This window comes from Mucilaginibacter rigui, from assembly GCF_014773275.1.
Taxonomy (GTDB): Bacteria; Bacteroidota; Bacteroidia; order Sphingobacteriales; family Sphingobacteriaceae; genus Mucilaginibacter; species Mucilaginibacter rigui_A.
In genome coordinates this window covers 37,807-50,777 of the sequence record NZ_JACWMW010000006.1, presented here as the reverse complement: position 1 = coordinate 50,777, position 12,971 = coordinate 37,807, and the positions used below count along the sequence as shown (strand labels likewise).

Genomic DNA, 12,971 nt, shown 5'->3' with positions numbered 1-12,971 from the left:
CTGCAATTGAAGTTGATGAACAAACCAAATTTATTGACGAACGCTAAACGCCCGTAATAAGGGTTCGTCAGTTATATCATACGGTTTATCACTAACTATGAACAATTCATATATTGAAATTTAAAAAACAGGGGTATCCTTCTATATTTACCCAATGAAGAAAAAGTATATTGTACTTTTACATATAGTATTTTGGGTGCTGCTCATTATAAACACATCTTATAATAAGTTTACTCTTAACCTGTTTTCTTCCTACCTGTCGGTACCTCATGATGCCAGTTTATACATCAAGTATTTACTTATTGAAACAGGTTATACCTTAATACTTGCCTGCTGCTTTTATTGCAGTTACTTGTTTATAGCCCCGCAATTTTTTGTTTTTAAAAATTATATAAAGGCAGTCTTATATATCGTATGTACAATAGTATTTATTATTGTGCTGCGCTACGTACTCGAGTATGGCTTCTTTTTGCCGGTATTAGGGTTTGATAATTACAGGGGGCATGAATGGCCTTTAACTGATTTTGCACGCAATGTGATCTTATATTACTTCCCGGGTTATTTTATTTACGGGCTCATCTTTTTCTTTGTAGAGAACTGGTATAAGAACAGCCGCCGCCACCAGGAGCTTCAAAAAGAAAAACTGACCACCGAACTTGCTTTCCTGCGGTCGCAGGTTAACCCGCATTTTTTGTTTAACGCCATTAATGATATTTATGCGCTTACTTATCAGAGATCTGAACAGGCGCCCGAGGCATTGCTAAAACTATCGGTAATGCTGCGTTACATGCTGCGCGATGGGAACGAAGATTTTATGCCCCTGAACCGCGAGGCAGAATACCTGGAAAATGTAATAGCCCTGCAACGGATAAGCGCCAAAGGTGTAGCTTATGTTAATTTTATACAGGAGGGGTACATCGGCGACCAGCAGATAGCGTCGCTTATATTTATTGCCTTTGTTGAAAATGCTTTTAAGCACGGCGTTCTTAATGATCCGGACAACCCTGTTGAGATATATTTACACGCAGACAACACGGGCATAATTTTCTACGTGAGCAACAAAAAGAACAATAGCCTTAAGGATACCACCGGCGGTATTGGTTTAAACAATGTACGCAGGCGGCTGCAATTAACATATGCTGATAAGCACGAACTGGTAGTAAAAGACCAGGGCGGGTTTTACATGGTTAAATTAGTTTTAAAATTGAGCCAATGAATATAAAATGCCTTATAGTTGATGATAAGCCGCTTGCTATAGATATACTGGCCGATTATATTAAGAAAATTCCATTTTTAGAATTGGCAGCAACAACCACAAACCCTATTGACGGGTTGAGTATCCTTAGAACACAAACTATTCACCTGGTTTTTTTGGATATACAAATGCCCGAGTTAAATGGGTTGCAGTTCATCAAAATTGCCGGGAGGCATAGTAAGGTTGTTTTAACAACGGCCTATTCTAAATACGCGCTTGATGGTTATGAGCATGATGTTGTTGATTACCTGCTAAAGCCTATAGCATTTGATAGGTTTTACCGCGCGGCAGAAAAAGCAATGCATATTTTACAACCTAAAAATGCAGATGCACCGTTTCCGGCTGCAAGTGTTGAAAATGCCGAGCGGCAAAATACAGCTACTTACCTGTTTGTTAAAACAGAGAACCGCATACAAAAGGTTAACCTTGATGATGTTTTATACATTGAGGGGTTGCAAAATTATATATCCATACAAACCGGTGCAGATAGGATACTAAGCCTGCAAACGTTAAAAAAAGTTGAAGAGCAGTTACCCCCTGCAGGTTTTATAAGGGTACACAAGTCTTTTATTGTGGCTTTTAAACACATCACGTATATAGAACGCAGTCGAATTTTTATCGGCGAAACCATTATCCCAATAGGAGATAGCTATAGGGACGGGTTTTATAAACGGATAGGGAATCAGTAATTACTCAGGGCAGTTATCCTTGCGCCTGGTATCAACAATATAAATGATCTTCCAGCCGGCGGCGGTTTTCATCAACTGGAAAAAATTAACACCACAATGGCTAAAAGCAGTGCCCAGGTAAAATTTGTAGGGTGTCCAAACACTGGCCAGCGCGCCATCAATTTTAATGTCGCCCCAGGTAATGCGCTCGTCGTATATTTCTTTATGGGGGGTGCCAACCTGTTTTACAAAATCGCCGGGTTTTTCGGTTATCAACACTGCCGAACCATCCTTTTTGTTAGCAGCGCTTTGTAGCACCATATCTTTATGAAATACGGAGAGCAGCATGGTGCTGTCGCCTTTACGCATGCCATCAAAAAGGGTATTAATGGCCTTTTTTACATCGTCTTTATCAGTTTGGCAAAAGGCCGGGGCGGTAAACGCAAGTAACAACGTTGCAAGTAGTAATTTTTTCATAATTGAAAGGATTGGTTGCTGCAATTTAAATAAAATTCAATCAAAACCTGTCATTCCGAACGTAGGAGTGAGCGTAATACCCAGATGATAAACGATGGATGGCGCTATTTTGCAAGTACGGTATAAACTCAAGGTGTTGATTATGAGTTTAATAAGGGTGTTCACGCGCGTTCACGGCAGTGAACGTGAACACTTTGAGCGAACAGGGGCGTTTTGGGTCGTTTTAAGGGCGATTTTGGGACGTTCTGAGCGGCGCTGAATACAGCATTTTGGGATGACAAGCTGCTAAACAAAAAAGCCCTGCATTGCTGCAAGGCTTTAGTATATCTATAATATCAATTACGACATTTTGAGCTTTTTTTGGATATCGGCTACGTAGCCTTTGAATTTTTTATCGGTATCAATCAAATCTTCAACTGTTTGGCATGCATAGATAACGGTAGAGTGATCGCGGCCACCGAAAAAGTTACCGATTGATTTTAATGAGCTTTTGGTATGTGCCTTGGCCAGGTACATCGAGATCTGGCGGGCCTGTACAATTTCGCGTTTGCGGGTTTGCGATTTCACCATTTCTATAGGCACTTCAAAGTACTCGCAAACAAGGCTCTGGATGTATTCCATTGAAATTTCTTTAGAAGAGTTTTTTACAAAATTCTTCAGCATTTGCTTGGCCAGGTTCAGGTCGATCTCCTTACGGTTAAGGGTAGATTGCGCTAAAAGCGAAACCATGGCGCCTTCCAGCTCACGTACGTTATTATCAATGTTATGGGCAACGTACTCTACCACATCGTTTGATAGTTCGATACCGTCCTGGTATATCTTGTTCTTGAGGATAGCCATACGGGTTTCCAGGTCAGGGATCTGCAAATCGGCAGAAAGGCCCCATTTGAAACGCGATAGCAAACGTTCTTCTAACCCGGCCAGGTCTTTAGGTGCTTTATCTGATGTGATGATCAGTTGTTTGCCACTTTGATGCAGGTGGTTGAAGATGTGGAAGAAGAAATCCTGTGTTTTTTCTTTACCGGCAAAGTTGTGTACATCATCCATGATCAGTACATCTATTGCCTGGTAAAAGTTAACAAAATCGTTTATGTTATTGTGCTTAAGTGCATCAACAAATTGCTGGGTAAATTTTTCGCAGCTTACATATAGTACAAGCTTATCTGGCAGGGTGCGTTTAATTTCGTTACCAATAGCCTGGGCTAAGTGGGTTTTGCCAAGGCCAACACCACCATATATCATTAAGGGGTTAAATGAGGTGCCGCCCGGTTTGGCAGCAACAGCATAACCGGCAGAACGCGCCAAACGGTTGCAATCGCCTTCAACAAAGTTTTCGAAGGTGTAATTGCGGTTTAGCTGCGGATCTACATTCAGCTTTTTAAGGCCCGGTATTACAAACGGGTTCTTAATATCCTTATTTATAGAAATAGGTATTGGCATAGACTGATTTTTTGATTCAGCACCATTTCCATTCGAGGGCATGTTGGTAGTATATGGTTTGCTTGATGACTGCTCAACAACAATGTTATACTCTAAACGACCTTCATCGCCTAATTGTTTTTTTATTGTTTTGCGCAGCAAGCCTACATAGTGTTCTTCCAACCACTCATAAAAGAATAAACTTGGTACCTGTATCGTTAAAACGCTACCCTCCATACGCAAAGCTTTTATTGGTTCGAACCAGGTTTTAAAGCTTTGTGCCGGTATGTTGTCTTTTATGATCTGAAGGCAGCTATTCCAAACGTTAGTACAAGTTTTTTCCATAGAAGTATTAGTAATATCTTGATTTACAGTCTCCGAAGAGGACAATTTTTCGCCCGTTTCGGAACATCGAATATTCTAAAAAAAAGCGGATAAAAAAATAAATTTTAAGAAATATATTTATAAAAATTAAGCAATTTTATTGCAAATATTAAAGTTATTAACATTATATTTCGCATGAAGAACGCGGTTTTATGCGTCAGTTTTGCTGTATTGCGGTTTTAAAAGTTTAAACACAGATGGTTTTAAAAATGTGGATTATTTTTTGGTAAAAAAATTTGAAAAATCCTTAATTAGGAGAACAATTTTCATCAATATTCGCCGAACACATTTCTCATTACATCGGCTATTTCTCCGAGGGTAGCATAGCATTCAACCGCCGTTAAAATATAGGGCATTAAATTGTCTTTTCCCTGCGCGGCAACTGTTAAATTCTGAAGCGCTTTTTGCACTTCCTCATTATTTCGCTCTTCTTTTAAACGGGTAAGCTTATCTATTTGTTGCCTGCGGATGGCATCATCAACCCTGAATACGTTTTGGGCAACATCTTCCTGCTGGGTGAATTTGTTAACGCCAACCAGTACCTGGTCGCCGCTTTCAATATCGTTTTGGTATTGGTACGCTGCTGCCGCTATTTCCTGCTGTATATAGTCCTGCTCAATAGCTTTTACCGAACCACCCATCGCATCTATCTTATCTATATATAACTGTGCGGCTGCTTCAAGCTCATCTGTTAAAGCCTCAATAAAGAACGAACCGGCCAGCGGGTCAACCGTATCGGTAACGCCGCTTTCAAAAGCTATGATCTGCTGGGTGCGGAGGGCAATTTTAGCGGCCGCCTCGGTTGGCAGGGATAAGGCCTCGTCGTAACCATTGGTATGCAGCGATTGCGTACCGCCCAACACCGCGGCCAATGCCTGCATACTTACCCGTACCACATTATTCATGGGTTGCTGGGCGGTAAGGGTTGATCCTCCGGTTTGGGTATGGAAACGCAGCTTTTGCGCGCCCGGGTCGGTAGCGCCAAGTCCTTTGGTTATATGCGCCCACATACGGCGGGCAGCCCTGAATTTGGCTATCTCTTCAAAAAAGTTATTATGGCAGTTAAAGAAAAAAGAAAGGCGCTTGGCAAATATGTTTATATCAAGCCCTTTTTCTAAAGCGGCCTTTAAATATGTTTTACCGTTGGCCAGGGTAAAGGCCAACTCCTGCACGGCAGTTGAGCCTGCTTCGCGAATGTGGTAGCCTGATATAGATATGGTGTTCCATTTGGGCACCTCTTTACTGCAATACTCAAAAATATCGGTAATGAGGCGCATGGATGGGGTAGGCGGATATATATATGTACCCCTTGCAGCGTATTCCTTTAATATATCGTTTTGGATAGTGCCCGAGATGTGCTTCAGATCGGCCCCTTGTTTTTTCGCTAACGCGATGTACATGGCCAGCAGGATAGACGCAGTAGCGTTGATGGTCATGCTGGTGGTGATATCTTTTAACTGTATACCATCAAACAGTATCTCAATATCCTTTAATGAATCTATCGCCACGCCAACCTTGCCTACTTCGCCCTCTGATAATTCGTGGTCGCTGTCGTACCCAATCTGGGTGGGCAGGTCAAATGCTACCGATAGGCCCATAGTGCCCTGGCCTAATAAATAATGGTAACGTTTGTTACTTTCTTCGGCGGTAGAGAAACCCGCGTACTGGCGCATGGTCCAGGGTTTGCCCCGGTACATATCTTTCTGGATGCCGCGTGTGTATGGGAACTGCCCGGGCAGCTCGGTCATGCCCGATGGTTCTGTATAAACCTCCTTAAGCTCGATGCCTGAAATGGTTTTGAATTTTTTATCGGTCATGGTGCTTAAAATATATTTTCAAGATCTTGCCTTACCAGGTTGGTAGCAATATCGTATGGGTCTTCTTCCAGTTTGCTTAAATGGGTTAAGATCACTTTACCCAGATCAAGCCCGGTTGCATTATCAGGCATTGTTTTTACTGCACTGCTTATAAGCGTCAGGGTATCGCTTTTTACACGCTTTACAACTGCCCAAGCCTGTGTGCTTACATAAATTTGCTGGGTAACGTTGTGCTGGTACTCGGTACGTATCTCGTTTAATATAATGCTGTTTAGTTCGGCAGCACTATAGCCATTGCCATTTAAACGGATCAGCATATTTGAGGGGTTTATCCTGTCGATAAATAATACCAAACGTTCATAAGCCTGTAACCGCAGTGGAAGGGTTTGGTTTGCTATGGCTTTTTTAAACTCCAGTGTTTGCAGGGCGGTAGTTTTATCCAGATAGGGTTTCAGCATGTAAAAGGCTACATATATAATGCCTATGCCGGCAACGGTATATTTTAAAATATCAAGCAGATAGGTGTACAGTATCATGTTTTATTAATGTTATGCGGAGGTCATAAATAAATCGGCCGGTGCAAAAATCCGCATTTTACCTTATATTTGTGTAGTTAATTAAAAATAAGATGAGCGCTATTGTTGAAACCCTGACAGCACCCGTTACTTTTACCGAAGGTGCCGTAAAAGAACTTTTTAAATTAAAAGACCAGCAAGAACTGAGCGATGACTTTGGCCTGCGCGTAGGCGTTGAAGGCGGTGGCTGCTCGGGCATGAACTATGTTTTAGGCTTCGACCAGAAGAAGGACGGCGATCAGGAATTTATGATTGACGGTATTAAAACCTATATGCACAAAGCGCATGGACTTTACCTTGCCGGCATGCAGATAGATTTTCAGGATGGCCTAAACGCACGTGGATTTACTTTTAATAACCCTAATGCTGCCAGCACTTGCGGCTGCGGTACTTCGTTCTCGGTTTAATATATTTATATAAATATTGAAAAGGCCTCTGCATCAGGGGCCTTTTTTGTGGGTTTAGTTTTGAGTTTGAATTTCGGCAATGGTCTTCTTTATCCAATAGGGTGTTGCCCCGTCGCCATAACCCTGGCTGTGAAATTTAATAATACCTGTTCTGTCTATAACTAAGCTTGCCGGGCATTCATCTACTCCATAGAGGTAAAACAACGGCATCGATTGGCCAACAACATGGAATTTAAATGGTATTACCGTCAGGAATTTTTTTACATCGGCCAGCTTATCAAGAGATATGGCTATGAAGATAACATCCTTGTTTTTTTTATAGTTTTCAACCAGGGTATTTAGTTCAGGCATTTCATACCGACAGGGCGGGCAGGCAATAAACCAAAAGTTTAATACTACAATTTTCCCTTTTAATGATTCGGCGGTAATTTGTTCGCCGCTCATATCTATCATGTCTTTGAAACGGAACACGGCCCCGGTCTTGAAAAATTTTGTTTCAACAGGTTTTGGGAGCTTCGCGAATTTTGCATCCTCTGCTTTTTCGTTTCGCCGTACTAAAATAAAGGAAGTGCTGTCACTATCATGTATAAGCGGGTTTAATTTGTAATTGCCGGTTGCCATTAGTTTTGCCCAATCGGCATACGCGTATTTTACACCCTTTTCGTTTGTAACAATGGTGTTTTTATTGGCGGCAAATTCCTCTATGGGTTTGGTAATCTCAATTTGTGCACTTGATAGGTAGGTTATAAATAATAATGCGGCTATAAGTAAGGTTTGTTTCATTAAGGTTTTGGCGGGTTAATTCTCGTTTTTAATATCTCTGATTGTTTTTTTCATCCAGGCCATGTAGTTTTGGCCGTAGCCCACCGCGCTGTAACGGATAATACCCTGCTTATCTATAATAACATTGGTAGGGTATAATTTTATGCCGTAGCCTTCGCAATACCTTCTCGCTTCGGCAACTTGCCGGTAATTAAACGGGTGGGTTTTTAAAAAGTCGCTGATCTCCCATCTACGGTCGAGCCCTACTGCGATAAAAATAATATCGGGGTCAGCCGCGTTCTCAGCAACAAGTTTGTTTAATTCGGGGATCTCTGCTTTACATGGAGGGCAGCCAATAAACCAAAAGTTAAGCACTACAATTTTGCCTTTGGTTGCCTTATTATCTACCCACTTGCCATCCATATCTTTGGCGGATAACATATTTAGTTTGGCACCAACAGGGAACGATTCGCTTGGAGCCGGTTGGTTTACCGGTTCATCATCGGGGTTTAACTGCGGTGCCTGTGGCCCGGGATCTGCCGTTGGAACAGTAGGAATTGTTGGACGCATAGCGGCGAACCGAGCTTTTTCTTCGGGGGTAATGTGGCGCAATATATGGGTAGTATCGTTAGCGCGATAAATACTGCGGATAACATAATCGCCTGTAGCAATAAGCGGCCGCCATTCTTTGTATTGAAGTACTTTGCCTGCCGAATCCTTTACAAGAAGTTTCTCATCTGCTAATATATCTTTTGGTGACGGACGGGTTTGCGCCTGAGCAGCAAAACAAGCAAGCAGCAGCAGTATGGTGAACAATCGCGACATGGTAAAGCTAAATTTTAGGAAATTTAGCTTTTGTTTTTCTAGTAATCAATACCTGCAAATAATTAGCGGGCCACCTGTAACAAACCCCCGCCCTTTATAGTCATACCGTCGAGTTTTTTTATATTTATGGCATGCCGGTAAAAACAACCTTTAAAGAGAACATATCTATTGCACTCCAATCTATCAGCGGTAACAGGTTGCGTACCTCGCTTACAGCTTTAATTATTGCCATTGGTATTATGGCGCTGGTAGGTATTTTAACAGCAATTGAAGGTATAAAACAGTTTACAAACGATGCTTTTGCAGGTTTGGGCGCAAACTCATTTACCATTCAAAACAGGGGCAGTGGCATTAGTTTTGGTAATGGCGGCCACCGCAAAATATACCCGGCCATTAGCTATGATGAAGCAGCAAGGTTTGCCAAACTTTATAAACTACCGGCCCGTATCAGTATCGACCTGAATGTTACCGGTACCGCAATTGCCAAATACAACAGTATCAAAACAAACCCTAATATTTCTGTAACGGGGAGTAATGATAATTACCTGGCTATAAAAGGCCATAAACTGTCTCTGGGCCGTAACTTTTCGGCATCCGAGCTGGAGCATGGTGCCAACGTAGTAATTATTGGCGATGAGATAAAAGTTAAGTTATTTAAAAAAGAAGACCCCATCAATAAGTCGATATTACTTGGCAGCAGTAAATTCAGGATAATTGGTGTAGTTGCCCCTAAAGGCAGTAATAGCTTTGGCGGCGATAAATTTTGCATTATACCCGTACAAAAGGCCAGGCAAATTGCAGCTACATCAAAACCAACGTTTGGCGTTACGGTAAACGTAAACAGCCCCGATGTACTTGATGCCAGCATTGGTGAGGCTACCTCCCTGATGCGCAATATCCGTGGTATCCGTTTAGGCCAGGCCGAGAATTTTGAGATCTCAAGGAGCGATTCTATTCAGCAGGAGTTATCGGGCCAGTTAACAGGTATAACCGTGGCGGGCTTTGCCATTGGCGCTATTACGCTTATAGGTGCTGCCATTGGCTTGATGAATATTATGCTGGTATCGGTAACAGAGCGCACCCGCGAAATTGGTTTGCGTAAAGCTATTGGTGCTACCCCATCAGTAATACGTAAACAATTTTTGATAGAAGCCATTGTAATTTGCCTAATAGGCGGCTTTGGCGGTATTGTATTGGGCATGGCCATTGGTAACCTTATAGCTGTGCAAATTAGCGGTACTTTTATAGTACCATGGGTTTGGTTATTCTGCGCTGTAGGCTTGTGTACGTTTATAGGCCTGGCATCCGGGTTTTACCCTGCTAAAAAAGCGTCCAAGCTTGATCCGGTTGAGGCGTTGAGATACGAGTAAGAGAGAGTAAAGAATTTTAGAGTCAAAGAAAAGCAACTCAAGAGACGAGAAATAAGAAAGGGCTTAGATATTTATCTAAGCCCTTTCTGTTGTTATCTTCAAGTCTTGTCTCTCCTCTACAGCATCACGTTTTTCAACGGATAATCAAAAAGTAATTTTTCCAGGTAGGGCATAGCCAGGGTACTTTCAAAAGCAGCCGCATGGCGGGGGTGGTGCATATCGCTCGAAATGAAATCAACCATTTGGTTATCTATCATCTCTTCGGCTATTCTTTTTGCATGTTTACCATAATATCCCGATAAGGCTATGGTATTCAATTGCAGATCGCAGCCCCAGCTGCGGATGGTTTTCATCTGCTCAATATCCATATAAGCATATCGCTCGGGGTGTGCCAATATAGGTTTATAACCGGCATCCTTCATTTTTTGAATAACAGCGATCAGGTTTGGTGGCTGGGTAATAAACGAAAGTTCAAAAAGCGCGTAATTATCGCCCATGGTAAATACCTTACGGTCGGCTATTCGCTTTTCAAAAGTTTCATCAAAGTAGTGCTCGGCCGCTGCCGAAATATCAATATCAATATTTTGCTCTTTTAAAGCTGCTTTAAGGGTTGTTAAGGCATTGCCTATACTATCGGCATCGTTACGGTAATAATCTATCATAACGTGCGGGGTAGCAATAATTTTTTTGATACCCAAGGCCATCATTTTTTTGATGAGGAAGATAGATTCTTCTACGTTTTGGGCCCCATCGTCAATACCCGGCAATACATGCGAGTGCATATCTGTAACAACAGTGCTGTAATCAAAACTCACTGTTCTTTTAACTTCCTTCTTCTTAAATAATCCGAACATTTTTAACGATTAGTATATTGCCCTTTGTAATAATCCTGGTAATGGCCCGATGTTACATCATTAAGCCATTGCTCGTTTGCGAGGTACCAGTCAACCGTTTTTTCAAGCCCTTCTTCAAACGTGATAGATGGTTCCCAACCTAATTCGTTTTTAAGCTTGGTAGCGTCTATAGCGTATCTTAGGTCGTGCCCGGCCCTGTCTGTTACATAGGTTATCAGTTTTGCCGATTCGCCGGCAGTACGCCCCAGTTTGGTATCCAATATACTGCACAACAGTTTTATCAGGTCGATGTTTTTCCACTCGTTATGGCCGCCAATATTATAGGTAGAGCCGGGTTTAGCTTTATGAAATATCACATCAATAGCCCGGGCATGGTCTTCCACCCAAAGCCAGTCGCGTACGTTCTCGCCTTTACCGTAAACCGGTACAGGTTTACCCTGCTTAATGTTATTAATAGCCAGCGGGATCAGTTTCTCCGGAAAATGGAACGACCCATAATTATTTGAGCAGTTTGATATAACAGTGTTTAAACCATAGGTATCATGATAAGCCCTCACGAAATGATCTGAACTTGCTTTTGATGCCGAGTAGGGCGAATGAGGATCATAAGCCGTATTTTCAGTAAATAATCCCTGAGCACCTAATGAACCGTATACCTCATCGGTAGATACATGATGAAAGCGAGGCTTATCGCTACGCCCTTGCCAATGCAAACGGGCTACATTTAATAAGTTAGCAGTTCCTAACACGTTGGTTAACACAAAGCTTCCGGGGTCGGTAATTGACCTGTCTACATGCGACTCGGCAGCTAAGTGTATAATACCTTCAATTTCTTGGTGGCGAATAAAAAGATCGGAAAGAAAATCGGTGTCACAAATATCCCCCTTTTCAAAAACGTAGTTCGGCTCGTTCTCAATATCTGTTAGATTAGCCAGGTTGCCTGCATAGGTAAGCTTATCAAGGTTAATGATGGTATAATCTGGATAGTTGGTAACAAAACGGCGCACCACATGCGACCCAATAAAGCCGGCACCTCCGGTAATAATTATCTTTTTCATAACACAATAATGATTATAACGGATTTTGGGCGATATATTGTTCCCACGCCCATGCCGACGACATCATGGTACCAAGATCCAGCCCGGCTTTCCAGTTTAATTTTTTTGTTGATTTGGTAACATCGCCCCAAACCTGTTCCACATCACCTTCGCGCGGTGGGCCTATTTCATATTTCAGTTTTTGGCCGGTAGCGTTTTCAAAAGCTTTTATTACCTCTAAAACCGAGCTGCCATTACCTGTACCTATATTAAATACATCGTAACCGCTAAAGCTCTCGGGTTCCATTAATTTAATGGCCGCAACGTGCGCCTTGGCCAGGTCAACCACGTGTATATAATCGCGTACGCAACTGCCATCGGGGGTGTTGTAGGTATTGCCAAATACGGTTATTTTTTCGCGTTTGCCAATAGCGGCCTGGGTTATAAATGGTATAAGGTTTTGCGGTACACCAATAGGCAATTCGCCTATCAAAGCACTATCGTGCGCGCCAACAGGGTTAAAGTATCTTAGCGAAATTATCTTATAGGCTGTACCAGCTGCTATAATATCCTGCAATATCTCTTCGGCTATTTGTTTGGTATTGCCATAGGGCGATTGCGCAGGTTTTACAGGGGCGTCCTCTGTTACAGGTAACACATCGGGCTGCCCATATACCGTACAGCTTGATGAGAAAACAAAGCTTATTGCCTTGCCATCATAAGCTTTTAATATATTGATCAGCGAGAAAAAATTGTTGTAGTAATATTTAAGCGGGTTTTTTACCGATTCGCCAACGGCTTTTGATGCAGCAAAATGGATGATGCCCGCAATATCGGCCTCTTTGGCGGCAAGGTCTTTTACAGCCTTTTCATCACACAGGTCCAGCTTGTAAAATGCCGGTTTGTAACCAATTATTTTTGCAAGCTGGTCTAATATTTTAATGTTGGAGTTAGAGAGATCGTCAATAATTACCGGGTCGTAGCCTGCGTTAACAAGTTCTACCACGGTATGCGAACCTATAAAACCTAAGCCGCCTGTTACTAATATTTTCATGGAACGATGTTTTATTGAAGCGGGGATATTACCGCTTTGCATAAGTGCGGATATATGACGCCGCACC

Annotated in this window: 13 protein-coding genes; 4 read left to right on the top strand and 9 right to left on the bottom strand. The window is 42.2% G+C overall.

All coding sequences use genetic code 11. From position 1 onward, the window contains the following. Positions 1–154 precede the first annotated feature (154 nt). Both IDJ75_RS19610 and IDJ75_RS19605 read left to right on the top strand, forming a co-directional pair. Positions 155–1,216, top strand: a complete 1,062-nt coding sequence (locus IDJ75_RS19610) for a sensor histidine kinase (RefSeq protein ID WP_191177354.1) — start codon at positions 155–157, stop codon at positions 1,214–1,216. Continuing rightward, entirely contained in the window at positions 1,213–1,944 is a 732-nt protein-coding gene (locus IDJ75_RS19605; RefSeq protein ID WP_191177353.1) for a LytR/AlgR family response regulator transcription factor, read from the top strand. The genes IDJ75_RS19610 and IDJ75_RS19605 overlap by 4 nt, the downstream gene beginning before the upstream one ends. Here the strand turns inward: IDJ75_RS19605 and IDJ75_RS19600 are convergent, their stop codons facing one another. The 4 genes from IDJ75_RS19600 to IDJ75_RS19585 all read right to left on the bottom strand — a co-directional run bounded on the left by IDJ75_RS19600 (position 1,945) and on the right by IDJ75_RS19585 (position 6,556). After that, positions 1,945–2,400, bottom strand: coding sequence for a nuclear transport factor 2 family protein (locus IDJ75_RS19600; protein WP_191177352.1), 456 nt, complete (start codon positions 2,398–2,400; stop codon positions 1,945–1,947). Positions 2,401–2,739: 339 nt separating this feature from the next. Beyond that, positions 2,740–4,164, bottom strand: a complete 1,425-nt coding sequence (gene dnaA / locus IDJ75_RS19595; RefSeq protein WP_067055989.1) for a chromosomal replication initiator protein DnaA — start codon at positions 4,162–4,164, stop codon at positions 2,740–2,742. Positions 4,165–4,472: 308 nt separating this feature from the next. Next, positions 4,473–6,020 (bottom strand): acyl-CoA mutase large subunit family protein, encoded by a 1,548-nt coding sequence (locus IDJ75_RS19590; protein WP_191177351.1) that lies wholly within the window; start codon positions 6,018–6,020, stop codon positions 4,473–4,475. Positions 6,021–6,025: 5 nt separating this feature from the next. After that, positions 6,026–6,556 carry a DUF7935 family protein gene (locus tag IDJ75_RS19585; RefSeq protein WP_191177350.1) on the bottom strand — a complete coding sequence of 177 codons (531 nt, stop codon included), beginning with the start codon at positions 6,554–6,556 and terminating at the stop codon, positions 6,026–6,028. Between the two features lie 92 nt (positions 6,557–6,648). Here IDJ75_RS19585 and IDJ75_RS19580 point away from each other — a divergent pair, with 92 nt between their 5' ends. Continuing rightward, positions 6,649–7,002: a HesB/IscA family protein gene (locus tag IDJ75_RS19580; protein ID WP_191177349.1), complete on the top strand. Its 354-nt coding sequence runs from the start codon at positions 6,649–6,651 to the stop codon at positions 7,000–7,002. A 54-nt stretch (positions 7,003–7,056) separates the two neighbouring features. Here the strand turns inward: IDJ75_RS19580 and IDJ75_RS19575 are convergent, their stop codons facing one another. Continuing rightward, positions 7,057–7,785: a TlpA family protein disulfide reductase gene (locus IDJ75_RS19575; protein ID WP_191177348.1), complete on the bottom strand. Its 729-nt coding sequence runs from the start codon at positions 7,783–7,785 to the stop codon at positions 7,057–7,059. A gap of 15 nt (positions 7,786–7,800) precedes the next feature. Further along, positions 7,801–8,589 (bottom strand): peroxiredoxin family protein, encoded by a 789-nt coding sequence (locus IDJ75_RS19570; RefSeq protein ID WP_191177347.1) that lies wholly within the window; start codon positions 8,587–8,589, stop codon positions 7,801–7,803. A 131-nt stretch (positions 8,590–8,720) separates the two neighbouring features. Between IDJ75_RS19570 and IDJ75_RS19565 the strand changes: the two genes are divergently transcribed. Further along, positions 8,721–9,959, top strand: a complete 1,239-nt coding sequence (locus tag IDJ75_RS19565; RefSeq protein WP_191177346.1) for an ABC transporter permease — start codon at positions 8,721–8,723, stop codon at positions 9,957–9,959. Between the two features lie 116 nt (positions 9,960–10,075). On the opposite strand, the gene IDJ75_RS19560 is transcribed toward IDJ75_RS19565, so the two are convergent. Genes IDJ75_RS19560 through galE form a run of 3 tightly spaced genes read right to left on the bottom strand, consistent with a single transcriptional unit; the run spans position 10,076 to position 12,904 of the window. Beyond that, the gene (locus tag IDJ75_RS19560) at positions 10,076–10,813 is read right to left on the bottom strand and encodes a tyrosine-protein phosphatase (RefSeq protein WP_191177345.1); all 738 of its coding nucleotides are present in this window, start codon (positions 10,811–10,813) and stop codon (positions 10,076–10,078) included. 2 nt (positions 10,814–10,815) lie between these two features. After that, entirely contained in the window at positions 10,816–11,871 is a 1,056-nt protein-coding gene (gene rfbB / locus IDJ75_RS19555; protein ID WP_191177344.1) for a dTDP-glucose 4,6-dehydratase, read from the bottom strand. 13 nt (positions 11,872–11,884) lie between these two features. Then, the gene (gene galE / locus IDJ75_RS19550; protein ID WP_191177343.1) at positions 11,885–12,904 is read right to left on the bottom strand and encodes a UDP-glucose 4-epimerase GalE; all 1,020 of its coding nucleotides are present in this window, start codon (positions 12,902–12,904) and stop codon (positions 11,885–11,887) included. Positions 12,905–12,971: the final 67 nt, after the last annotated feature.